The following is a 23,902-nucleotide window of genomic DNA, read 5'->3' on the forward strand; positions in this document are numbered from 1 at the left end:
GTTGTAGTGCGTGTTTCACTATATTACTATGGCAACGATTAACGACAACTACCTGAAGCTGAAAGCTGGTTATCTGTTCCCGGAAATTGCGCGGCGGGTAAACGCTTTCGCCGAAGCTAACCCTGATGCCAAAATTATTCGGTTGGGAATCGGCGACGTTACCGAACCTTTACCAGAAGCTTGTCGCACAGCGATGATTAAAGCTGTGGAAGAAATGGGCGATCGCGCAACTTTTAAAGGCTATGGGCCAGAACAAGGCTATGCTTGGTTAAGGGAAAAAATTGCAGCCCAAGACTTTCAAGCACGGGGAGCAGAAGTAGATGCTGATGAAATCTTTATCTCCGATGGTTCCAAGTGCGACACAGGTAACATTCTCGATATCTTTGGTAACAACAACGTCATTGCTGTCACCGATCCTGTGTATCCTGTATATGTAGACACAAATGTTATGGCAGGACACACAGGTTCAGCCAACGATAAAGGCGAATTTGAAGGCTTAGTATATCTGCCAGTTACCGCAGAAAATAATTTTACAGCGGAAATTCCTAGGCAAAAAGTTGACTTAATTTATCTGTGTTTTCCCAATAACCCCACGGGTGCAACTGCAACCAAAGAACATCTCAAAGCATGGGTAGACTACGCCAAAGCCAACGGCTCAATTATTTTCTTTGATGCAGCCTACGAAGCGTATATTACCGATTCTTCCTTACCTCATTCCATTTACGAAATTGCAGGTGCAAGAGATTGCGCGATCGAATTTCGTTCCTTCTCCAAGAATGCAGGCTTTACCGGAACTCGTTGCGCCTTAACCGTCGTACCCAAAACCTTGAAAGCCAAAGCCGCCGACGGTTCCGACGTAGAACTGTGGAAGTTGTGGAACCGCCGCCAGTCCACCAAGTTCAACGGTGTATCTTACATCGTCCAACGAGGTGCGGAAGCAGTTTACTCTGAAAATGGACAAGCACAAATTAAGGCATTGGTCAATTTCTATTTAGAAAATGCCACAATCATTCGGGAAAAACTGACAGCCGCTGGACTAGCAGTCTATGGTGGTGTAAATGCGCCTTACGTTTGGGTGAAAACACCTAATGGCCTTTCCAGTTGGGATTTCTTCGATAAATTACTGCATACTTGCAATGTTGTCGGTACACCTGGTTCTGGCTTTGGGGCTGCGGGTGAAGGTTACTTCCGCATTTCTGCATTCAACAGCCGTGAGAATGTAGAGGAAGCGATGAAGCGAATTACAGAGAAGTTTAAGGTGTAAAAGTTTGAGGTGAGCATTACTCACCTCATGTTTCTACCTGACTGTTATTGATGTGAGCGGACATCGAAAGGTAACTTAACAGTAAAAGTGCTACCTTTACCAAATTTACTCTGCACATCTATACTGCCGTGGTGTGCATGGATAATTGCTTGAGCGATCGCTAGTCCTAATCCAGAACCACCAGTGCTACGGGAGCGATCGCTATTCACTCGATAGAAGCGGTCAAAAATCTGAGTCAGATCCGGCTGCGGAATCCCAATGCCTGTATCTTGAACCTGAATCACAGCATAATGGTCACTGCGGTCTAAGCAAACGGTGATCTTTCCGCCTTTTGGAGTATATTGAATTGCATTGATAATTAAGTTAGAAAACAAGCGATAAAGTTGATCTGCATTACCAATAACATCCAAAGAAGTTGACATCCGTACTGAAGATGTCAATGTTACACCTTGAGCGATCGCCAATGCTGCAAATTCCTCTATTAAATCGTTAATGATATCATCCAAGCAGCAAATGTCTCGTTGCATTGGTACTGATTGACGATCCAGGCGAGTCAGCAGTAATAAATCTGTTACCAGAGTTGTGAGTCGCTGATTCTGACGCTGGAGAGTTTGCAGAATATCCCGCGCCTCTATTTCTTCTATTTGAGGCATCAAAAGGGCTGATTCTACTGTTGCTTGTGTTGCGGCTAGAGGTGTCCGTAATTCGTGTGCAGCATCTGCTGTAAATTGTTGAATTTGTCTATATGATCGATAAATCGGCTGCATTGCTAATCGTGCTAACCACCAACTAGCAACACCAACCAGAATCATGATTATTGGTAATCCCAATCCTAAAGTGAGTTTCACAGCCACAAGATAACTCTTGAAGTCTGCAAGACTTCGACCTACTTGAATGTAACCCCAATCACGATTTTCTTGAGTGTGCAGAACAAAAGAAATCTGATGGTAGAGATGTCCTTTGCTATCTTTTAGAGTTTGCCAAAGTTCCTTATTAAAAAACTGAGACAATCCTTGGGGATAATTTCCGGCGATCGCAATCAAGCGTCCTGAATTATCAAAAAAACGCACATAATAATTACCTTGATTGATTGCGCTTAAAATATGACGTTTAGAACTTAACTCCTCTTGAATACACCTTTTATCAACCACACAAATATTAGGTAAAAGCTGTTGTATAACTGGTTCTAATTCACCAGGTTGCTGTAATTTCAGTTCAATACTGTCGTGTAATGTTCCGGCAACAGATTCCAATTCTCGATCTAATGTCATCCAATGAGCATGAGAAATTGCTCTATAAATACCGAATCCACAGAGGCTTAAAATCAAAGCCATGACGAGCGCATACCACAGCGCCAAACGCAAGCGGGTTTGCTGAAACAGTTTATTTTGATTCATGGCGTGAAATTGAAACGATATCCCATACCATGCAAAGTTTCAATCATGTTCTTACAACCACTATTAGCTAGTTTACGACGCAGTAAACGCATTTGAGCAGCAACCACATTACTAACTGGTTCTGCACTCACTTCCCAAAGCTGATTACGAATTTGCTCAGTGGTAACAATTTGGTTCGGGTGCTTCATAAAATACTCTAGTAGCTGAAATTCTTTATTAGTAAGAGGAATTTCCTGTTTATTTCCCGCAGTATTTTGACTAACAACCATATTGTTGCCGTAATCTAGAGTCAAGTTGCCAACAGTTAATTCCTGTGGCTGAAATTGAGGCGATCGCCTCTGCAAAGCCCGCAATCTAGCCAGTAATTCCGCCATCCCAAATGGCTTTACCAAGTAGTCATCAGCACCTGCATCTAGTCCAGCAACTTTATCTTCCATTCGATCTTTTGCTGTCAGCATCAATATAGGCAGAGGGCTTTTGTAAGAACGTAGTATTTTGCACAACTCTAAACCTGACATTCCCGGTAGCATCCAATCAAAAATAGCTAACGTGTATTGTGTCCACTTATTTTCTAAATATGCCCACGCATCAGTACCATCCATTACCCAATCAACCAAGTACTTCTGCTGTGTAAGAGTTCGTTTAATAGCAGCACCCAAATCTGGTTCATCTTCGACTAGTAGCACTCTCATAAGCTAAAATACCTCTCATTTACATATCAAAATTTTATCAATCTCTTGTGGGCTAGTATCTTCTTCGCCCTACGGATTGTAACTTAAATACCGATTAATTTAGACTTCATCTGTCAACAGTAAGTTGTTATTTTTTGGGGAAATATTTAAGACAAGAACTGAAATTTCATCTTGATTTCATATTCATCCTTCACCATAGAAATATCGGGTCTATTTATAGTGGAATATTCCTCATTTTTCTAGATATTGAATATGAATTATCTTCCCAAGTCTTTATCTTTCGATAACTTTTATAGTTCACAATGTAATAATCGTAATAGATACAAAAAAATTGCATCTGTCGATGTTACTCAGGCACTAGGAAATGTGCCGATTGTCAGGATTGGAAACATCTCCCGTGTATGCCTTGAATCAGAGTGTTTATTGAAGCTTGAAAGTTGTAATCCCGGAGGATCAATTAAGGAGAAAAATGCAGTCTATTTGGTTACACGTGCGGAGAAAGAGGGGCTACTTGTACCTGGTGGTACGATTATCGAGTCAAGCTCAGGAAATTTCGGCGTTGGGCTGGCGATGGTAGGGGCAGTCCGGGGGTATCGAGTTATGATTGTTGTCGATACCAAAACTGCTCCACCGTTTAGACGGATGTTGAAAGCGTATGGTGCTGAACTTGTCGATGTACCGCTACATGAAGCAGACGAATCGGGATCTATGCAAAAGGCACGAATGAAACGGGCGAAAGAACTTGTAGCAACCATTCCTAATGCTTGGTATCCATGTCAGCACTTGAATCCTTGGAATACTGAGGCACATTCATACTACACTGCGCGGGAAATTGAAGCCCACTTTGCTGATGAACTTGATGCTGTGGTAGTTGGTGTGAGTACTGCGGGGCAAATCATGGGAATAGCTCATTATCTTAAACCGCGATTCCCGAAAATTCGTATTGTTGGCGTTGATGTGGTGGGTTCAGTGATTATGGGAACACCAGCAAAACCGTACAAGATGACGGGTATAGGGTTATCTTTCTTTCCACCGAATTTGGATCTCTCGCTGCTCGATCGCGCTTACATAGTACCCGAAGATTTGGCTTACTCGGTGTGTCACGCCCTGGCACGTCGTGAGGGATTGCTTCTGGGTGCGTCAACAGGAGCAATTGTAGCTGGTGGACTGCATCTGGCGCGTGAGCTTGGTGCTGGTGCGCGGATTTTGATGATCAATCCAGACCGAGGGGATAGATATCTTGAGACAGTGTATGATTCCGATTGGCTTGATCGTCATGGATTCACCCTGAAACAAGACTCACATCTTGAGGATGCGATCGCTTCACTAAGTCCCGTGTATTTTGAGTAGTGCTGAAAAATATCATGAACACCTCACCCCAACAGAAACAAGAAAGTAATCAAATAAGTTCTGGGCGATCGCTACTAGCACTACTGACGCAGTTTATTCCACTTTCCCTGTCTGATGTGGCCATGACTCTGGGAGATCCGCTTCAGACATCTGCACTTAGTCGCCTACCCTTTCCCCAAGAGACATTAGCCGGAGTCGGGGTAGTTAAAGGAGTGGCTATATTTTTAGAAAGCCCGATCATCATGATTCTTCATGCCTCAACAGCACTGGGAGGCCAAGCCAAATCTCGACGCGCACTTTGGCAGTTTACGATAATTGGGGGACTAGTTCTTAGTGGTATCTTTCTGTTACTCACCTGGGAACCTTTATATAACTGGTTACTGCTGGATATATTCGGCGTTAGCTCATCAATTGCCGCACGAGGCAGAACTACTTTTTTATTAATGTTTTTGTGGCCTTTCGTGATTGCTTGGCGGCGATTCTTTCAAGGGTTGCTAATTCGCGCCCACAAAAGCATAGCTGTAGGTTGGGCGAGTGTAGCGCGATTGACTTGGGTAATTGTGGCGCTGGCAGTGGGAGTAAGTTTGCGGTTAGATGGAGCAATGCTCGCAGGGATCACCATGATGGGAGCCATACTCATTGAGGCAGTATTGGTGACATGGTTTTGTTTGCGTCTTGGTGCGATCGCTATTCTTAACCAACAAGTATATTCTGAGACTAAGAAACTGCCTCAAACCTTTGGTGGAGTCACCTTTTACTATCTTCCTTTAGCCTCAACAATGCTTGTGGTTTGGGGTGCAAGAGCCATACTCTTGAGTCTGATTGCTCGTTCATTCGATGGCAGTCTGGCACTTGCTGTCTGGCCTGCGGCCTGGGGACTTGTTCTTTCAGTCGCTAACGGTACACGCATGATTCAACAAGTGGTAATTTCTGTTTATGAAGAAACTTCCAAGCGAACACTTGCTGCTTTTGTAATTATTGTCGGGCTGAGTTTTACTTTAATACCGTTTTGGCTGGGGTATACAGAGCAAGGATTATTTTTACTGCGTCAATTTTTGGGGAATAATCCCCCTCTTGTGGAAGCAGCTCGTCCAGTTGTACAAATACTCTCATGTTTACCCCTGCTTTTGGCTCTGCAAAATACGTTTCAAGGGCTGCTTATTCACAAAGGCAAGAACTGGTTCATCAACTTGGCAACACTGGTTGCGGCAATTTTTACTTTAGTTGTGTGTGGAAGTCTGATTTTTACCAGACATAGTGGAGCTACTTCAGCAGCATTTGGAATGCTTGCGGGTGTAATTAGTGAAGTGGTAGTACTTTTTCTCGCGCTACAACGTAAATAATTGGATATATAGCAGGTGACAGGGAACAGGTGACACTTCGGCATGGTTCGACTGCGCTCACCAGCCGCTCAGTGACCGCATGTGACAGGGTTAAAAGTCTTTTAGTACATGAGTTTTATCATTGGCCGATGTCCTAACTGCCTTGGCTACTGCTATAACCCTGTTCTGTCACTCTCCGAAAACATTTGCTATTGCTGAATTCTAGAGCTTTTGCATAGCAAGCGATCGCACGATTATTTTCTAATCACAAATACAAGACCCATTTTTTTCTAATAGGATAGCTTGTATTGATTGCCTCATAAGACTTCTAGCAATTGCCCTCCCGGAAAGTGACAAAAGCGGGATAACCTTGGTTTGTCATTTGGGCGGCAGCACAATAATGTGTAAACGCTAAAACCAAGACACACAGAAAATAGTACAGCCTTCCCTTGAATTTTGCTGTAATTGTAGGAATAAGCTAGTCGTCATTTAAATTGCACAATTTTCATAATAGTAAAAGCTGCAAACCCTCTCCCTTGCTCCCTGCCCCCTTGCGGTCTTAATGTGCTTTCTTATATGCTTAACAGCTTATCATTCATTTCCTAAATAAGCTGCAATTACAGCCGGGTTATTTCTAACTACAGATGGTTCACCCAAAGCAATTAATTGCCCAAAATCTAAAACAGCAATGCGATCGCATAAACCCATTACCAAGGGTACGTGATGTTCAATTAGAATGATTGTTAAATTGAAGCGATCGCGAATATTGCGAATAAATTTACTCAGGTGCTGTTTTTCACTGGGGTTCATCCCTGCTGCGGGTTCATCTAGGAGTAAAATTTGTGGTTTTAAAGCTAAAGCACGGGCAATTTCTAAGCGACGTTGATCACCGTAAGCGAAGTTTTTAGCTTTTTCTTCGGTGCGATCGCTCAATCCAACTAATTCTAATAATTCTAAAGCTTGTTGCCTACTTTTGTACTCTTCACTGGGAGCAGGTGGCAATCCCAAAACTCCTGTAATCATATTACTTTTAGTATGTAAATGTCTGGCAATTATGATATTTTCTAATGCTGATAGTTCAGCAAACAATCGGATGTTTTGAAAGGTTCGAGCAATACCTAAACTTGCAATTTGATATGGACGCAGTTGAGATATTTCCGTACCTTGATAAATTAATTTTCCATCAGAAGGCGGAATGAAGGCTGTAATTAAATTAAATAGAGTTGTTTTACCAGCGCCGTTAGGGCCAATTAATCCAAAAATCTCATATTGATTGACTTTAAAAGATACATTATTCACTGCTATCAAACCCCCAAAGCTGCGGGTTAGGGACTTGATTTCTAATAAAACTTTGCTTTCATCTGTAGAAGTAATCTGAGCCATTTTTAAATTTGCATATATTTACTTATTTCTTACTTTACTCAATTTAAAAATATCAGGAGTAACTAAACCTTGAGGAAAGAAAATAGTACCTATCACTATGAGTAGACCAAAAATAATTAATCTTCCATCTCTGAGAAATTGCGCTAACCAATTTAACCAATTAGGAAAAATACCTGAGTCGGCTATAGCGCGTAAAATTTCTGGTAAAGCTGTAAATACCATCCCGCCTACAACTGAACCTAAAAAAGTTCTGGAACCGCCAATTAAAACAAAAGTTAAGTAAATAATACTAGCATCAAATGTACCTTGTCGCGCATTCCAAGTATTCAGAAAATGAGCGCTAATTGCACCTACAATTCCTGCCAAAATTGCACCAAGAGTAAAGGCTAAAACTTTATAGTAAGTGGGATTAATTCCCATAGCCCCTGCTGCTAATTCATCTTCCCGAATAGCGGTAAATGCCCTACCAACTCGTACACGTTCTAAACGGTAAAATAACACCATACTAATTAATAGTAATGGCAAAGCAATCCATAAATATTCAATTTGTGTTTGAAAGGGTTGAGGAATGCCAAAAATACCAACAGCACCACCTGTAATTTCTAAATTTAAGGAAAAAACTCGCAATACTTCGACAAAAGCAATAGTAGCGATCGCTAAATAAATTCCTCGTAACCTTAGGGCTGGAATTCCCACAACTGCACCTAATATACCAGACACTAAACCAGCAATTAACATTTCTAATAAAAGTAAATATATCGGAAATGAATTACTATTAGATGCAAAAAATTTTGTGGACAAAATCGCTGCAATATATCCACCTAAAGCATAAAATCCTGGACTTGCTAAAGATAATTGCCCAGTCATTAGAGGTAAATAAAGTGAAAGTCCTAATAACGCTCCTAACACCATAGAGACGATGAGTGAACCATAAGTTGAAAAAAAATCAGCCATAAATGACAGTCAGAATGCAAAATTAATTAGACTTTTTGAATAAATCGACGACCTAGTAAACCTTGAGGTCTAACTAACAGCATGATAAACAAAATACCAAAGGCGACAGCATCTTTGTAGCCTGAATATTCTGCGGGGACAAAAGCTTCTACCAATCCAATTAATAATCCTCCCAGTACTGCACCAGGAATACTACCTAAGCCACCCAAGACTATCACTGCTAAACCTCGCAATCCGAAGGCGATACCAAAATAAGGGCCAGCAATACTCACGCTAGAAGCCACCAAAGTTCCTGCTAATCCTGCTAAAAAACTGCTGATGAAGAATGTCAGAACAATAAAGCGATCGCTGTTGATACCGAGTAGACTAGCAGTGGTTGGATCTTCTGCGATCGCCTGCATGGCTTTACCATATTTAGTTTTATTAATAAAATAGGTAAGAATTGCCACAATTACCACTGATACAACAAAAATTAACACCTGCACACTGCGAATTGGAATTGGTTTTTCAACAGTACCGAAGTTAATTGCAGGTGGTAAATTACCAAAAGTATTGGCTGGATATGTGTAACTTTCTGCACCTACTAAATACTGAATTAAATTGACAATTACTACTGCTACACCCAAGCTAGAAACAACTGTTAACAAAGAGTCAGATCCTTGACGACGTAACGGTAGAAAAGCAACACGTTCCATTACTACTCCTACCAATCCTGCTAAGGCACTTCCGATAATTATGGATATAGCAAATGGTAATTGTACCGGAAGTGCCGCATTAGCCAGCAAACCGTTAAATCCAAAAGTTCCACCCATGAGTGAGTATGTGAAATATGCACCCAAGGTAAAAATTGCACCATGAGCTAAGTTAATGATGCCTAAAATTGAATAAACTAGAGTATATCCTAAAGCAAAAATTGCATAAACACTGCCAATAGATAACCCATTTAATAATTGTTGTAAAAACAGACTAATATCCATGTAGTCACTATTTTAAAAATGTAAATTTGCCTTTACTTCCGTCTGATTCCATTTTAATTTGAGCTACATAAAAGTCTTTTTGGACTACTTCTCCTATGGGTGTAAAACCAATTTCACCTAAAGGTGTGTTGTACTTCCCAGTTAGTAGCTGTTTGTTCAATTCTGTTCGCAATTCTTGGATTTGTAACTGATTAACTTTGCTCTTTTGATCTAAAGATTTGAGAGCTTCTACATATACCTGTACTGCGGCAAAAGCTTGGGCGCTAAATTGTGGTGGTTCTTTCTTATATTGGTCTACATAGGCTTTACGAAACGCCGCATTAATTTCGCCTGGATGTTCAGGGCTATATGCTTGAGCAATCAGTACACCATCGCAAAGTGCTTTACAAACTGGCAATATATTTGAAGTGTTCAAACCATTACCACCGACAATTAAGCCTTTATAACCTAGTTCTCGGAGTTGTCTAACTAAGTTACCGCCATCAGCGGCTAAACCTGAGATAATCACTAAATCTGGTTTAAGGTTAATAGCATTGGTTGCTTGGCTTTGAAAATCTGTGTCGCTAGTTTGGAACCTTTGGACTGTGACTAATTCCAAACCTTGCTCCTTCACAGTTTGTTGAAAAATCTCTGTTTCTGATTTGCTGAATGCGTCATTTTGTGCATAGAAAACCGCAACTCTTTTAATGTTAGGATTTAGTTTGATTGCAGCTTTTACGGAATTAGGAGCAACGACAGAAACAGGTGCCGAAACACGAGCAATGTAATCGCCGATTTCGGGTATACCTTTGGCTGTATTTGATGGGCCAAGCACTGGTATTTTAGAACGTTCAGCAATTGGGTCAGCACTAAAAGCTTGTTGTGATAAAGTAGGCCCGACAATTCCAACAACTTTATCTTTATTAATTAATGCTTGAAAGGCGTTAATTGTTCCAGCTTCATCACCGGCTGTATCTTGAAATACTAATTTAAACGGTGTGCCATTAATCCCACCTTTATCGTTGAAATATTTCTCGGCAATTTTAGCTCCAGCAACTTGTTCTTGACCGAGTAATGCAACATTACTAGTTTGTGCAACAGCGATACCAATGGGAATAATTTTATTTGTAGAGTTTGTGCTAGTGTTAGAGCCACCACAGGCGGTTAGTAATAAAGCGCAAGTAGATAATAATGCTGTGATATGAGTAAAAGCGTTTTTCATCAAAAAGTAATTATGTACTGAATCGGGGAATAAATTTATCAAGGCGCGAAGACTATGATATCGTACAGCGCAGAATTAACGAAAGCGTTCCATAAAACGGCGGTCAATCCAATCTTTCCAGCACCATAATAGGGGATGGGGTGGTAAGGTGAATGCGCCTTTGGTGGCGATCGCTCTTTTGTCGCCTGTACCAATTAAACTTAAATATTGTTGTTGTGGTTTATAAGCTTTGAGTGGCTTACCTAATACAGTTCGTTGCAAGTTCTCAAATAACGGCTTACCTTGACGTACCGCAAATACTCCAGCTTTCGGACAAGGATGATTTACTATTGTGGCAATATCACCTACTGCAAATACCTGTGGATGGGTTTGAGATTGCAAAGTATCTTCTACTAAAATAAAGCCTTGTTCATCAGTTCCTAATCCTGTAGTTTTTAACCAGTCTGGTGCTGATGCTTGTGTTACCCAAAAAACTTTTTGACACTCCAGACTTAATCCAGATTCACATTTAACTGTAAATAATTCTTCATTTCTCTTACTCACAGGTGCAATTTCAGATACAGTTTCCCCTAGATGCAACTTAATATCTCGACTAGTTAAAACTTGTTTTACTTGGTATTGCACAGAGGAATGATAATGAGGCAATATTTTTTGATGGCGCTGAAATAAGTGAACTTCTAGATTTTGAATTGATTGTTGATTTGCCTTCAAAATCTGCTGTAAATGTGTTTGCATAGACAGTGCTAATTCCACGCCACCAGCGCCACCACCAACAATAGCAATTTTAAGTTTTTGTTGGGGATTATCTTCTACACTTTGCAGTAATTTATACCAATGTTCTAATAGTTTTGCTACTGGTTTAGCTGGGATTGTATATTCTGCTGCACCAGATACAGATATTGTGGCTGGAGTGCTGCCAATATCAACAGACAGAATATCAAAATTTATAGCAGGACGATTAGCACAAATGACTTTGTGATTGTTTAAATCTAGACCAATTACTCGGTCTATATATAACTGTGCATGAGCAAAGTTAGCTAATTTATACAAATCAATATGGCATTCATCATAACTATATAACCCGGCAATGTGTCCTGGTAACATCCCAGAATAAGGTGTATTGGATGCTGGGCTAATTAAAGTTAAATGCACACCTAGTAATGGTTTCATACCAAACATTCTTAAGGCGATCGCATGACTATGACCACCACCAATCAGCACTAAGTCTTTAACTATGGGCTGTAAATTTTGCTGCATTTATGCGTTACATTCACTGACTTTGCTATGTGGAGTAAGTGATAGAGCAACTGTCTACCCTTACCCCATCATTATTAACAAAATTAACGCTAATCTAGTCTAAAAATTACTCCCACTCGGTTCCACGGAAAGGGTAGTTTCTGGGAATGATGTACTCCAGTCCTTGTAGTAAGAAACCAAAATCTACACGGGAGAAGGGATGAGTACCGATGTTTGCAAAGTATAAGCGACCATCCGGCTTGATGAGAAACACAGCAGGTTCGCTAAATAAAGCTGGTTCACTTTCAAAATGTCCTTTGGTGAGATACAGTCCCCAACGGCGCATTTCATCGGGGGTCAAGCTGTACCCAATTGTGATATTTTGGGTATTGGCTTTTTGTTGAAATTGTTGCGCTCTTTCTACAGTATCGCCGCTGATTGCGATCGCTCCTACACCTAGTTTTTTGAAAGCATCAAGTTTTTGCTCTAAATCGGTAATATATTGTTCGCAAATGGGACAGTGTAGACCTCGGTAGAACACAACCATTGTGTAGTTTTCCGGGGTTTGGTCAGCTAGTTTCCAAATGCTTCCATCTAAGGTTTTGACCTCCAAAACAGGAGCCGGATTGCCCATGATTAGTTTCGGTGAGGTCATTTTTTCGGATTGAGTAATCATGATTTTGTCTCCAATTTAATAGGTGCGTTCAGTCAAAAATTTACCTCGCACCTGTTTATACCTTGAAGGTGAACTATTGAGCAAGACTATTTTGAAGATAAAACTTATAAAAGTTATCAATAATTTTTTAGTGGGAAGTATGCACAAGGTAAAAATTCAGGTTTGAGCGAACAATATAATGTGTCAACCCTACAAAATAAATAATGTTTTCTTAATTTCTTTTTTTAGAGATATTTGTAATAGCAACTATAGCAGTTCTAAATCGTGCGTGAATAAAAATATCCCCAACTTCTTAGAGAAGTAGAGAATCTAAATCTTTCAATATTTTGCAAAAACTAACGAAAATTACCATCAGATTTTGATTTTTCAGGTAAGCTGGCAAAAGCAGTTTTCATGCTCAAAACTATGACGGCCAGTAGCCCTACAATTTTAGCCTTAGACTTTGACGGAGTAATTTGTGACGGACTAATTGAATATTTTGAGGTAGCATGGCGTACCTACTGTGCAATTTGGTCGCCTGTTAACGATACACCACCCGACGATGACTTGGCTTTAAGATTTTACCGTCTTAGACCTGTGATTGAAACAGGTTGGGAAATGCCTTTGTTAATCAAAGCTTTGTTAGAGGGAGTGTCTGATGAGCAGATTCTTCAGGAATGGGTAACGATTACTCCACAAATTTTGTTAAATGATAAGTTGCAGGCTAGAGAAATTGGTGCAAAACTAGATCACCTGCGGGATGACTGGATTGCTACAGATTTAGATGGCTGGCTGAGTCTGCACAAATTTTATCCAGGTGTGATCGAAAAAATTAAATTGACTCTAGATAGTGATGTGCAGTTGTTCATCGTCACCACTAAAGAAGGGCGGTTTGTGCAGCAACTGTTACAACAAGAAGGGGTGAATTTACCGTCAGCAGCAATTTTTGGCAAAGAAGTGAAACGACCCAAATACGAAATTCTGCGAGAATTAATTCAGACAGCCAATCAACAGCCAGTTAGTTTATGGTTTATCGAAGACCGAATTAAGACTTTGCAGTTAGTTCAACAGCAAGGTGACCTTGAAGATGTAAAACTTTTCTTGGCAGATTGGGGCTATAATACTCAACCAGAAAGAAAAGCTGCTCAAGATGACCAGCGGATTCAGTTACTATCGCTGTCGCAGTTTGCCAAAAACTTCTCTGATTGGTTGTAAAAAAGTTGTAGAGACGTGATATTTTGCGTCTCTAGTTTATCAAAGCTTGTCTGGGTCAATACCCAATGCTGTGAGTTTAGCAGCTAGTTTCTCCCGTTATCGAATAATCGCATGTTACTTTATGAGAGGTGATGGAATCCAGTATTATGGACTACCGTTGTTTTGAATCACATGATCAAAGACCTTAATGAGCCAGTCTTCAAAAGAGTCATTTTCCACACAAATACTCTACTTATATTTTCCCGTCCGACTTTACCTTGAGACTTGCGCGTGTACTGCCGATCATAAGTCCACGCTCTGTACGAATGATACTTATTTGTTCATTAAATACTGGACTCATAGTATAGCCTCATCTCAAGTCCAACAGTAAAATTCACGTTGCATTTATTTTACCTGTATTAAGCGGCGACTTCGATATAAGCTGATGAGGTTGTGGGCTGCGGAATCTCCAATCCTTCTAACTTCAAACCATCAAGATGGAATTCTACCGCCTCACGCATATTTTGTTCAACTTCTTCACGGGTTTCTCCTGTCGAGACACATCCTAGTAAGTCAGGAGAATAGGCAGAATATCCAGTTTCTGTCTTTTCAATCACAATAAGATATTGCATCATTTCAGACCCGCTTGTTTTAAGATGCTATCCAATGTTCCCGGAGCCAGATCATCACCCGGTTTTCCTGGTACAGTAACCAAACCCAATTTATCAGGGTGTTTGTATTGACGATGGCTACCTCGTGTTCGAGCCAAATACCATCCATATTCTTCAATTAGTTTGATTATATCTCTAACCTTCATTTCTTAAGTTTATGCTACGCTCAGTACAAGTTTGTAATTAAGAAAGTCAGATATGATTGATGTGGGTTTCGCATTTTGAATGTGTTGTTGAATTTTAAAGAATTGATATAACTTCTAAAAATCTATGCTTGACCTGACAAAATTAGCGCGACAAATGCAAGGTTTAAGTCAGCATCTATCACTAGAAGCTGTTGCTGGTCGTCAGCGTTTAGAGTTAGCGCAACAACATTTAAAAAATGCTTACGAGTGTCAGTCAGATTTAATCGAACGTCAAGAGAAATGGCGCGATCGCATTCTCTTTGCTAATGCTACTCCAATTGAGCCATTAGAAACTCGCATTGATATTCCTGTACCGCCTAAGGTACATACTGTGATTGCAACGGATGGTTCACAAATTGCACCCAGCCATCACGAAATTGCTTACTGCTATCTCTTAAATATTGGCAGAGTTGTTTTACACTACGGTCAAAATCGCCATCCACTACTTGATAGTTTGCCAGAGGTATTTTACCGCCCAGAAGATTTATATGTGTCTCGACAGTGGGGAATTAGAACTGAGGAATGGATGGGTTTTTGTCGTACAGCTAGTGAAACAACGGTACTAGCCGAATTAGCATGTGCAGCTAGGGGAGATGCACCAACTCTCGCAATGGTGGATGGTTCGTTAATTTATTGGTTTTTGGAACAATTACCACTTGATGCACGCGATCGCATTTTACCGCCGATTTTGCAAGCTTGGCAGCAAATGCGTGAGGCAAAAATCCCGTTAATGGGTTATCTCAGCGCTTCTCGTAATGTTGAAGGTATCAACTTTTTGCGGTTGATGGCTTGTCCTCATCCAGTCCCCGATTGTGTAAGTTATTGTCCAAACCAGTTAGAAAAAGTTCCTTGCAAAGTTTTTGAACCATTACGAGACACGTCTTTGTGGTCAACCCAACTCCAACCAGGACAACGCGGCCCTCTGTGGCGGAGTAATGCGCGGATTTTAGAGTTTTATGAAGGAAAAAGCATTTATTTTTGTTACGTCCACGTTGGTGCGGAAATTGCCCGCATCGAAGTACCAGCATGGGTTGTAGAGAATGCAGCGATGTTTGATGAAGCTTTGGGGTTAATGTTGGCGCAAGTCCAAAAAGGATATGGCTACCCAGTGGCGATCGCAGAAGCGCATAATCAAGCTGTGGTAAGAGGTGGCGATAAAGCGCGTTTCTTTGCCCTTTTAGAAAAACAAATGATTAAAGCTGGTTTGAAGAATGTCGGCACTTCCTACAAAGAAGCACGAAAACGGGGAAGTATTGCTTAAAGATTTGCATAGTTTGCTGCTTGTAAACAATTATCAACCTTTTACAAACATCGTTAAATAACTTTTTGTCACATTTCTTATCTTAATTTTGAATAGTTAACGTTAACTTAACAGTTTTTTAGGGAAATCTATACTTATAAGATTGGGTAACAAAATACTATTCATACTCGACAACACAAAGTTATCAGGTAAATCTAATTACAAAAAGTGGAGAAGTAGGGCGGAAATTTAACAACATTTATAATACTTTTTCATTGAAATTAACCGAATAATTTTATCTTGTCGAGTTGCTAGTACTTTATTGGCATGACTTGTGAAAATGTAGTAATTCTCACAAATCAATATTTTCAATAACTGGCAAACTTGAATATGAAAATCAAAGTTCAATCAACAAATTACCAATCCGAAGAACAATATTCTCGGTTCTTTTCTCTGTCTTTAGATTTATTATGTATTGCAAGTTTTGATGGCTATTTTAAGGAAATAAACCCAGCCTGGACAAAAATATTGGGTTGGTCAGAGCAGGAATTACTTGGCAAACCATTTATCGAGTTTGTACATTTAGAAGACCAAGAGTCTACTGTTTTAGAAGCCCAAAAACTAGCAATGTCTTTTGAGACAATTCGCTTTGAAAACCGCTATTTATGCCGGGATGGTTCTTATAAATGGCTCTCATGGACTGCAACACCATTTAGTGAAGAAAAGTTGATTTATGCAGTAGCTTGTGATATTAGCTTCCAAAAAGAAAACGAAATTGCATTGCAAAAAACTATCCAGGAATTAGAAGCATTCAAATTTGCTTTAAACGCTCATTCTTTGGTAGCTATTACCGATGCAACAGGACGGATAAATTATGCTAATAAATTATTTTGTGAAGTTTCGCAATATTCAAAAGAAGAATTATTAGGACAAGACCATAGAATTATTAATTCTGGGTATCATTCTAAGGAATTTTTTAGCAATTTATGGAAAACTATTTCCGCAGGAGAAATCTGGAGAGGCGAAATTAAAAATAAAGCCAAGGATGGTAGTTTTTACTGGGTAGATACTCTAATTGCACCTATGTTGGGTGCGAACGGTAAACCACAGCAATATGTAGCGATTCGTACAGATATTACAGAGCGTAAACTTTCCGAGTTAGCTTTGTTGGAGCGATCGCGTTTATCATTATTAAGTGCAGAAGTCAGCTTGGCTTTATCTCAAAGTGGTACACTTTCAGATATTCTTCAAAGTTGCACAAATACAATATCGAAATATCTTGATGTTGATTTTGTCTGTATCTGGACTTTTGAGCGACAAACACAGCAGCTAGAATTACAAGCTGGCGTTCATTGTCAAGATGCTACTTGTAATGCTTTAAACGATGATCAAGAGTTTCCCAATCACATGATTGTGGCTAACAAAATCGTTAGCGTCATGTCTCAAAGCTGTCAACCGATTTTAAATGAAGAAGTCAGAGTAAATTATCCAGATAATTTACTGGATACAGCATTTTCAATTTTGAAATTTTCTGCCTATCCCTTAATTATTGAGCAGCAATTAATTGGTATTATGGCTTTGTTTAGTCAGGAATTGTTTAATGAACCTAGTCATAACTTGTTAAATTGGATTGCCAATAACATTGCTGTTGCTATTGATAGAATTTGGGCTAGAGAAGAACTGTTAAGTCGTCGAGAAGCATTATTACTGCGTCTAGCTAGTCAAATTCGTAGTTCTCTTGATCTCGATACTATTCTAGAAACTGCTGTTCACGAAATCCGCAGTTTATTACAAGTAGATCGTTGCTATTTTCTGAAATACTCACCTGATTCTTATCAACCTAACCTGACTATTACCCATGAAGCTCGGAACATTAATTTACCTTCTATCTTAGATAATTTATCGCTGCAAAATAATCCTTATTTGACAAAAATGCTCTTAGATCAAAAGTTAGTTTGCATCGACGATATTCACAGGGATTTGCACAATGATCAAAATATCCAAGCACTCCTGAGTGAGTTTGGCATTACTTCTCAAGTATTACTACCAGTTAAAAGCAATTCTGGTGAATTTGGCGCTATTGTTTGCAGTCATTGTCATGGCGATCGCATTTGGAGCAATAGTGATATTGGACTGTTGCAAGCCGTTACCGATCAACTAGCGATCGCAATTGATCACGCTCAATTATATACTCAAAGTCAAACTGCTACTCTAGCCGCCCAAGCTCAAACCGAAAAACTTACTGAAGCCTTACATCAATTACAGCAAACTCAATCTCAACTGATTCAACATGAAAAAATGTCTAGCTTGGGACAATTAGTAGCTGGAGTTGCTCATGAAATTAATAATCCAGTTAACTTTATTCATGGCAATATTACTTATGCTAATGAATACGTTGAAAATTTACTAAGTCTGTTAAATTTGTACCAAGAACAGTACCCTGAACCTACACCAGGAATTGTCGAACTTGCAGCAGAATTTGATTTAGAATTTATTACTGATGACCTCTCAAAAATTCTGACTTCGATGAAGATGGGAACTAATCGGATTCGGGAGATTGTTTTAAGTTTGCGAAACTTTTCTCGTCTTGATGAAGCAGATAAAAAGTTAGTTGATATCCACGAAGGCATTGACAATACTTTGCTAATTCTACACCATCGCTGGAAAGATAGTGGGATTGGATTAAGTATATCTATTATTAGAGAATACACTAATTTACCATTAGTCGATTGCTATCCTGGGCAATTAAATCAGGTATTGATGAATATTTTAACTAATGCGATCGATGCTTTGGAAGAGTCAATAGTTAAGGCGAAAAACTTAACAAATAACTTCAAAGAATTACTCAATCCTACAATTTGTATTCGTACAGAAGTTTTAGATAATAACTTTATTTCTATCAGAATTGCTGATAACGGTTCTGGGATGACCGAAGAAGTTAAAAACCGTTTGTTTGACCCATTTTTTACAACTAAACCTGTAGGTAAAGGCACAGGTTTAGGATTATCTATTAGCTATCAAATTATTGTAGAAAAACATGGTGGTAGCTTGCAATGTATTTCGGAACCAGGAAAAGGTACAGAGTTTATAATTCAAATTCCTGTAACGTTAGATTAAAAACTGGATTAATTACGAAGTAGAGGCACGATTAATCACGCCTCTACTGAAATTAGAAAAGCTGTCAGCGATCGCCTAAACTATCTAACATAGGGTTAGCGCTACAACGGTAAGCCATGCAAAATTTAAATCAATTCAACACTACAAGGCTGAGTTTAGAACTATTGCATGTCCAGACAAATACTGCTTTTGAGTTACCGCCGAGTCTGACAGTCATTCGCATTGGTAAGCCAAATGAGCAAAATTCGCCTGATATTGACGTTTCAGAACTTCCAGATGCTGAGATTGTTTCTCGAATTCACGCCCAGATTGTGGTAGACGGTAGCAATTACTTGATTGAAGACTTAGGCAGTTCTAACGGTACATTTCTCAACGATATCAAGTTAGAACCAGGAATTGCCTCTCAGATTAATTTAGGCGATCGCATCAACCTTGGGCAAGGTCATAACGTAACTTTTATTTTTCACAATAAACTAGAACATTCACAAAATTTGCTGCCTACCGCCAATATCACTGAAATTGCTCCACAAATAGTTGAGCAAAATAGACCAAATGTGGCAAGTAAAACAACTAAGCTGGTAGGTTTGACTTTGATAGTTGCCAGCATCGTGATTTTAACTGCAAATATTAGAATAGGGGTATTTTTTAGGATTCCTGGCGTAATCTTATGTGTTGCCGGAATTTTTGTATTATGCCAGCAACGCATCAATCGCAATCTAGGCTGGGTTTTGATTGCTTTAGGAATCGCCGTGATGATATTTACGGGCAATATTTTCGCCTCAGTTAACCTGTTACTTTTGCTGGCAACATCGGCTTTATTTGTTGTAGGATATCTACTTTTTACAACTGGTAAAATATTGGGGCATGATTGGCGATCGCTCCAGCAATTAATCAATAAATAAAGGTCACGCTATTAGCATGACCTTTATTTACTACACTATTTCAAATATACTTTCTGGAAGTCATTAAACAATCACGAAATTGCTTACAGTCAGAGAAGGTGCGCCAGATAGTTGAGCTAATTGTACCTGTCTAAATCCACCAGAGTTACCATCTCGGTCAAAATACAGCGCACCAGTAGTGTCATTATAGACAAATCGCTGATCGCTTGTTGTCGCAGATGTTCCCAGTGTAAATTGAGCGATTGAGAGTGAACCTGCTAACAATCCGCCACCAAAGCCAGCAGCAGATATCTGAAGGATGTCATCAATTACATTGAAGTCAGTAATAGTATCAGTACCTTCGTTGAAACTATTAAAGACAATGGTATCAGCACCGCCACCGCCAGTGATGAGATCGCTACTTCTACCACCGATCAGAATATCATTGCCATCACTGCCAATCAGGGTATCATTTCCATCACCACCGTCGAGGATGTTATTGCCAGATGCACCAACGGCGGAGAGATAATCACTACCACTGCCACCATTCAGCAGGTTATTGCCTGTTGAAAAGTCCACAATTAATGTGTCGCTACCATTACCACCGTTGAGGATGTTATCACCAGATGCACCAATAGCAGAAAGCTCATCATTACCTACACCTCCATCTAGTAAATTATTCCCTGTTGAATAATCCACAATTAATGTATCGTTACCACCTCTGGCGTTGAGGATGTTATCACCAGATGAAGCGATCGCAGAAAGATAATCATCAGCATTGTCACCATTCAGTTCGTTATTGCCGGTTGAATCGTCCACAACTAATGTATTGCTACCAGCGCCACCATTGAGGGTGTTATTACCAAATGAACCAACCGCGAACAGAAAATCATCACCAGTGCCACCACTCAGCACGTTATTGCCGGTAGACTGATCCACATCCAATACATCGTCACCTGCACCACCGATGAGAGTGTTATCACCAGATGAATTAAAAGCAGAAAGGTAATCATTATCGTTGTAACCATTCAGCAGGTTATCACCTGTCGAATAGTCTGCGCTCAATCTATCGTCACCTACACCACCGTCGAGGTTGCTATTACCAGATGCACTAATAGCGGAAAGAAAATCATCGCCAGCGCCACCATTCAGTAGGTTATCCCCTGTTGAACCGTCAACGTTTAATGTATCGTCACCAGCGCCGCCGTTAATCCTATCATTGCCAGCAATACCACCAAAGAGTATGTCGTCGCCGTTAGTTCCCACAATATTGTCATCGAAGGCTGTGCCGATAATCTCTATGCTTTCGATGTTGCTGTAATTAACCCGATTTCCACCTGCGATAACTCTCCCACTGTTAGTTGAAGCATTGTATGTGGAAGTGATACCAGCTGTGGCATCACGGTAGTCTACTGATAGGTAGTCTTCTCCTGCGCCACCGTTTACTGTTTGCACGACAATTTCACTCAACTCTGGAAAGACAGCGCTGATGTAGATTTCGTCATCACCTTCGCCGCCGTTGAGGGTGTTATTCCCAAATGCGCCAATAGCCGAAAGGTAATCATCACCACCGCCACCATTCAACTCGTTATCCCCAGTTGAAAAGTCCGCAACTAATGAGTCATCACCTTCGCCACCGTTGAGGATGTTATTACCAGATGCACCAATTGTAGAAAGGTAATCATCACCAGCGCCGCCATTCAACTCGTTATCCCCGGTTGAGAAGTCCGCAATTAATGTGTCATCACCTTCGCCGCCATTGAGGATGTTATCACCAGATGAAGCAGTCACAGAAAGATAATCAACACCAGCATCACCATTCAGCAGGTTATCCCCTGTTGAATCATCCACAATTAATGTGTCGTCACCTTCGCCACCGTTGAGGATGTTATTCCCAGATGAATTAACCGCGAACAAGAAATCATCACCACTGTCACCATTCAACAAGTTATCGCCGGTTGATAAATCCACATCCAATGTATCGTCACCTTCGCCACCGTTGAGGGTGTTATTCCCAAATGCACTAAAAGCCGAAAGGTAATCATCACCAGCGTCACCATTCAACTCGTTATCTCCGGTTGAATCATCAACATCTAATCTGTCATTACCTCCGCCACCGTTGAGGGTGTTATTCCCAAATGCGCCAATAGCGGAAAGGTAATCATCACCAGCGTCACCATTCAACTCGTTATCCCCGGTTGAATCGTCAACATCTAATGTGTCATCACCACCGCCACCGTTGAGGGTGTTATTCCCAAATGCACTAATAGCGGAAAGGTAATCAATACCAGCGCCGCCATTCAACTCGTTATCCCCAGTTGAAAAGTCTGCAACTAATGAGTCATCACCACCGCCACCGTTGAGGATGTTATTACCAGATGCACCAATAGCGGAGAGTTCATCAATACCAGCGCCGCCATTCAACTCGTTATCCCCGGTTGAGAAGTCCGCAATTAATGTGTCATCACCTTCGCCGCCGTTGAGGGTGTTATCACCAGATGAAGCAACAGCAGAAAGAAAATTATTACCAGTGCCACCATTCAGCAGGTTATCCCCTGTTGAATCATCCACAATTAATGTATCGTCACCTTCGCCACCGTTGAGGATGTTATTCCCAAATGAACTAACCGCGAACAAGAAATCATCCCCAGTGCCACCATTCAACAAGTTATCGCCGGTTGATAAATCCACATCCAATGAGTCGTCACCTGCACCCCCTCTGAGAATGTTATCTCCCGTTGCAAAGGTAGCTATTAGAGTGTCATCATCTGCACCACCCGCTAAAATGTTATCTCCAGAAGAACCGGTAATATCTAAAAAATCATTTCCTCTTCTGCCTCTGAGGATATTGTCGCCTGTGGAATTGGCAGCATTCAAAGTATCTTCTCCAGCACCACCATCTAGTATGTCGTTGCCCCCGTTACCGAATATGGTATCGTTCCCCGCAAAGCCTCTAATGTTATCATCGCCATCTGTGCCAGTGAGGTTATCATCGCCATTAGTACCGTTGATATTTGCCATAAGTTTTACCTAAATAAATTGATTGTTTCAGTAACTTGAAAATTTTCAAATTGCAGTTTGTGCTGTTTTAAGGGACAAAAAACATGCCGATAGTTGAAGCTTTCAGCATATTTATTTGACTATTGAGACAATACAGTTCAGTTAACTTGCAAAAGCACAATTTGCAAGATTTTGTTGAATTTTGCTATGAAGTTATCCAACTTACAAACATATTTAACTGAAGCATATTGACTCATATAAGGACAGTAATTTTTTATGAAGTTTTACTTGCTAACTATGAAGAAACAGATTGATATAGAGTACCTCAAAATCATACTGTTAGGCAGCATAAAGTGTACTCTTAAAAAGCCTTTGAACAGCTTGTTTGCAGCAAGAGTATAACTATCTCATCTGTTAAGCATTTAATTTGCACATTGTGAAAATGATGCAATTTAAATGACGATTAGCTTAGAATTTAAAAACTTTCTGAAGCTGAGGAAAGGCGAATATGCGCTATGAAACAATACCAATTTCAATAATCTTGGTGATACATCAATTTTTTGTCAGAGAGAAATCCTGCACTCTTAAATCAGCTTAGGAGAGTGAGTGTACGATCTCAGCAAGTTATCTGCTGTATCCTTTTTCTAAATTGGTATGAATTGTATTTCAATGTGTTATCTCTGCATTCTCTGTGCCTTGATAATACCAACGAAAATAGTCGGCTTCAGGCTTTGTTTCAACCATCCTTTGATCAGTAGCGATCGCTAAGTTAGTTAATAAAGTGTCGAAATATCAAGCTTAAAGATGCGTGTTACATAGAAAGACGTTACCACGCCTATATTGCCGGGTATTGTCTGTGATTATTTAGGCTAAAGGTAGTAATATCTAAATAATTTATCTAAATTGTACTGTAGATTTACTGAGGTGTCTATTCTTACTCACCGTATCTTTACAGACTCTTCACAGTATTTACCAAAGATGTATACATAAGTATACTTATATTGTATTTGTGTATTATTCACTTTTTCATCGTGAATAAATATGGTAATAGAGGTTTGTAGATTAGGCATCTTTGTATTAGCAAAGTAAGGCGTAGCCCAGAAATAGCAGGAATACGGACTGCTATCCATAACAGTCCTAAATCATTTGTGAACAACAATATCCCTTATTTTTCAAACAAGTG

At 40.0% G+C, this 23,902-nt stretch carries 18 protein-coding genes; 7 read left to right on the forward strand and 11 right to left on the reverse strand.

Annotated features, from left to right (window positions below):
* The first annotated feature begins 28 nt into the window (after positions 1 to 28).
* Positions 29 to 1,264: an LL-diaminopimelate aminotransferase gene (locus IQ259_RS05675; RefSeq protein WP_193882194.1), complete on the forward strand. Its 1,236-nt coding sequence runs from the start codon at positions 29 to 31 to the stop codon at positions 1,262 to 1,264.
* A gap of 44 nt (positions 1,265 to 1,308) precedes the next feature.
* Here the strand turns inward: IQ259_RS05675 and rppB are convergent, their stop codons facing one another.
* Both rppB and rppA read right to left on the reverse strand, forming a co-directional pair.
* A complete protein-coding gene (gene rppB / locus IQ259_RS05680; protein WP_193882196.1) occupies positions 1,309 to 2,661 on the reverse strand; it encodes a two-component system sensor histidine kinase RppB in 1,353 nt (450 codons plus the stop codon).
* The gene (gene rppA, locus IQ259_RS05685) at positions 2,658 to 3,353 is read right to left on the reverse strand and encodes a two-component system response regulator RppA (protein ID WP_193882202.1); all 696 of its coding nucleotides are present in this window, start codon (positions 3,351 to 3,353) and stop codon (positions 2,658 to 2,660) included. The genes rppB and rppA overlap by 4 nt, the downstream gene beginning before the upstream one ends.
* A 252-nt stretch (positions 3,354 to 3,605) precedes the next feature.
* Here rppA and IQ259_RS05690 point away from each other — a divergent pair, with 252 nt between their 5' ends.
* Both IQ259_RS05690 and IQ259_RS05695 read left to right on the forward strand, forming a co-directional pair.
* On the forward strand, positions 3,606 to 4,703 hold the full coding sequence (locus IQ259_RS05690; RefSeq protein ID WP_193882205.1) for a cysteine synthase family protein: 1,098 nt from the start codon (positions 3,606 to 3,608) through the stop codon (positions 4,701 to 4,703).
* Positions 4,704 to 4,717: 14 nt separating this feature from the next.
* Positions 4,718 to 6,046 carry a hypothetical protein gene (locus IQ259_RS05695; RefSeq protein WP_193882207.1) on the forward strand — a complete coding sequence of 443 codons (1,329 nt, stop codon included), beginning with the start codon at positions 4,718 to 4,720 and terminating at the stop codon, positions 6,044 to 6,046.
* A gap of 570 nt (positions 6,047 to 6,616) precedes the next feature.
* On the opposite strand, the gene IQ259_RS05700 is transcribed toward IQ259_RS05695, so the two are convergent.
* The 6 genes from IQ259_RS05700 to IQ259_RS05725 all read right to left on the reverse strand — a co-directional run bounded on the left by IQ259_RS05700 (position 6,617) and on the right by IQ259_RS05725 (position 12,452).
* Positions 6,617 to 7,408, reverse strand: coding sequence for an ABC transporter ATP-binding protein (locus IQ259_RS05700; protein WP_193882210.1), 792 nt, complete (start codon positions 7,406 to 7,408; stop codon positions 6,617 to 6,619).
* A gap of 18 nt (positions 7,409 to 7,426) precedes the next feature.
* Entirely contained in the window at positions 7,427 to 8,362 is a 936-nt protein-coding gene (locus tag IQ259_RS05705; RefSeq protein ID WP_193882213.1) for a branched-chain amino acid ABC transporter permease, read from the reverse strand.
* A gap of 26 nt (positions 8,363 to 8,388) precedes the next feature.
* Positions 8,389 to 9,339, reverse strand: a complete 951-nt coding sequence (locus IQ259_RS05710; protein ID WP_193882216.1) for a branched-chain amino acid ABC transporter permease — start codon at positions 9,337 to 9,339, stop codon at positions 8,389 to 8,391.
* A gap of 7 nt (positions 9,340 to 9,346) precedes the next feature.
* Entirely contained in the window at positions 9,347 to 10,540 is a 1,194-nt protein-coding gene (locus IQ259_RS05715) for an ABC transporter substrate-binding protein (RefSeq protein WP_193882219.1), read from the reverse strand.
* Positions 10,541 to 10,615: 75 nt separating this feature from the next.
* Positions 10,616 to 11,797 carry an FAD-dependent oxidoreductase gene (locus IQ259_RS05720; protein WP_193882222.1) on the reverse strand — a complete coding sequence of 394 codons (1,182 nt, stop codon included), beginning with the start codon at positions 11,795 to 11,797 and terminating at the stop codon, positions 10,616 to 10,618.
* A gap of 106 nt (positions 11,798 to 11,903) precedes the next feature.
* Positions 11,904 to 12,452, reverse strand: a complete 549-nt coding sequence (locus tag IQ259_RS05725) for a peroxiredoxin-like family protein (RefSeq protein ID WP_193882225.1) — start codon at positions 12,450 to 12,452, stop codon at positions 11,904 to 11,906.
* A 405-nt stretch (positions 12,453 to 12,857) separates the two neighbouring features.
* Here IQ259_RS05725 and IQ259_RS05730 point away from each other — a divergent pair, with 405 nt between their 5' ends.
* On the forward strand, positions 12,858 to 13,646 hold the full coding sequence (locus tag IQ259_RS05730) for an HAD family hydrolase (RefSeq protein WP_193882285.1): 789 nt from the start codon (positions 12,858 to 12,860) through the stop codon (positions 13,644 to 13,646).
* A gap of 398 nt (positions 13,647 to 14,044) precedes the next feature.
* Here IQ259_RS05730 and IQ259_RS05735 read toward each other — a convergent pair whose 3' ends face one another.
* On the reverse strand, positions 14,045 to 14,260 hold the full coding sequence (locus tag IQ259_RS05735; RefSeq protein ID WP_370568001.1) for a type II toxin-antitoxin system HicB family antitoxin: 216 nt from the start codon (positions 14,258 to 14,260) through the stop codon (positions 14,045 to 14,047).
* On the reverse strand, positions 14,257 to 14,442 hold the full coding sequence (locus tag IQ259_RS05740; protein ID WP_193882227.1) for a type II toxin-antitoxin system HicA family toxin: 186 nt from the start codon (positions 14,440 to 14,442) through the stop codon (positions 14,257 to 14,259). The genes IQ259_RS05735 and IQ259_RS05740 overlap by 4 nt, the downstream gene beginning before the upstream one ends.
* Positions 14,443 to 14,566: 124 nt before the next feature.
* Here IQ259_RS05740 and IQ259_RS05745 point away from each other — a divergent pair, with 124 nt between their 5' ends.
* The 3 genes from IQ259_RS05745 to IQ259_RS05755 all read left to right on the forward strand — a co-directional run bounded on the left by IQ259_RS05745 (position 14,567) and on the right by IQ259_RS05755 (position 19,740).
* On the forward strand, positions 14,567 to 15,742 hold the full coding sequence (locus IQ259_RS05745; RefSeq protein ID WP_193882229.1) for a DNA double-strand break repair nuclease NurA: 1,176 nt from the start codon (positions 14,567 to 14,569) through the stop codon (positions 15,740 to 15,742).
* 369 nt (positions 15,743 to 16,111) lie between these two features.
* Entirely contained in the window at positions 16,112 to 18,838 is a 2,727-nt protein-coding gene (locus IQ259_RS05750; protein ID WP_193882231.1) for a PAS domain S-box protein, read from the forward strand.
* Between the two features lie 116 nt (positions 18,839 to 18,954).
* Entirely contained in the window at positions 18,955 to 19,740 is a 786-nt protein-coding gene (locus IQ259_RS05755; protein ID WP_193882233.1) for an FHA domain-containing protein, read from the forward strand.
* A 63-nt stretch (positions 19,741 to 19,803) separates the two neighbouring features.
* On the opposite strand, the gene IQ259_RS05760 is transcribed toward IQ259_RS05755, so the two are convergent.
* Positions 19,804 to 22,740: a calcium-binding protein gene (locus tag IQ259_RS05760; RefSeq protein ID WP_193882235.1), complete on the reverse strand. Its 2,937-nt coding sequence runs from the start codon at positions 22,738 to 22,740 to the stop codon at positions 19,804 to 19,806.
* Between the last annotated feature and the right edge of the window lie 1,162 nt (positions 22,741 to 23,902).

Source organism: Fortiea sp. LEGE XX443 (assembly GCF_015206815.1).
Taxonomy (GTDB): Bacteria; Cyanobacteriota; Cyanobacteriia; order Cyanobacteriales; family Nostocaceae; genus Nostoc_B.

Coding starts and splice junctions, on each gene's coding strand:
- IQ259_RS05700 (WP_193882210.1), bottom strand. CDS start 7,408: ATGGCTCAGATTACTTCTACAGATGAAAGCAAAGTTTTATTAGAAATC.
- IQ259_RS05690 (WP_193882205.1), top strand. CDS start 3,606: ATGAATTATCTTCCCAAGTCTTTATCTTTCGATAACTTTTATAGTTCA.
- IQ259_RS05695 (WP_193882207.1), top strand. CDS start 4,718: ATGAACACCTCACCCCAACAGAAACAAGAAAGTAATCAAATAAGTTCT.
- rppB (WP_193882196.1), bottom strand. CDS start 2,661: ATGAATCAAAATAAACTGTTTCAGCAAACCCGCTTGCGTTTGGCGCTG.
- IQ259_RS05745 (WP_193882229.1), top strand. CDS start 14,567: ATGCTTGACCTGACAAAATTAGCGCGACAAATGCAAGGTTTAAGTCAG.
- IQ259_RS05760 (WP_193882235.1), bottom strand. CDS start 22,740: ATGGCAAATATCAACGGTACTAATGGCGATGATAACCTCACTGGCACA.
- IQ259_RS05755 (WP_193882233.1), top strand. CDS start 18,955: ATGCAAAATTTAAATCAATTCAACACTACAAGGCTGAGTTTAGAACTA.
- IQ259_RS05715 (WP_193882219.1), bottom strand. CDS start 10,540: ATGAAAAACGCTTTTACTCATATCACAGCATTATTATCTACTTGCGCT.
- IQ259_RS05725 (WP_193882225.1), bottom strand. CDS start 12,452: ATGATTACTCAATCCGAAAAAATGACCTCACCGAAACTAATCATGGGC.
- rppA (WP_193882202.1), bottom strand. CDS start 3,353: ATGAGAGTGCTACTAGTCGAAGATGAACCAGATTTGGGTGCTGCTATT.
- IQ259_RS05705 (WP_193882213.1), bottom strand. CDS start 8,362: ATGGCTGATTTTTTTTCAACTTATGGTTCACTCATCGTCTCTATGGTG.
- IQ259_RS05735 (WP_370568001.1), bottom strand. CDS start 14,260: ATGATGCAATATCTTATTGTGATTGAAAAGACAGAAACTGGATATTCT.
- IQ259_RS05710 (WP_193882216.1), bottom strand. CDS start 9,339: ATGGATATTAGTCTGTTTTTACAACAATTATTAAATGGGTTATCTATT.
- IQ259_RS05720 (WP_193882222.1), bottom strand. CDS start 11,797: ATGCAGCAAAATTTACAGCCCATAGTTAAAGACTTAGTGCTGATTGGT.
- IQ259_RS05740 (WP_193882227.1), bottom strand. CDS start 14,442: ATGAAGGTTAGAGATATAATCAAACTAATTGAAGAATATGGATGGTAT.
- IQ259_RS05750 (WP_193882231.1), top strand. CDS start 16,112: ATGAAAATCAAAGTTCAATCAACAAATTACCAATCCGAAGAACAATAT.
- IQ259_RS05675 (WP_193882194.1), top strand. CDS start 29: ATGGCAACGATTAACGACAACTACCTGAAGCTGAAAGCTGGTTATCTG.
- IQ259_RS05730 (WP_193882285.1), top strand. CDS start 12,858: ATGACGGCCAGTAGCCCTACAATTTTAGCCTTAGACTTTGACGGAGTA.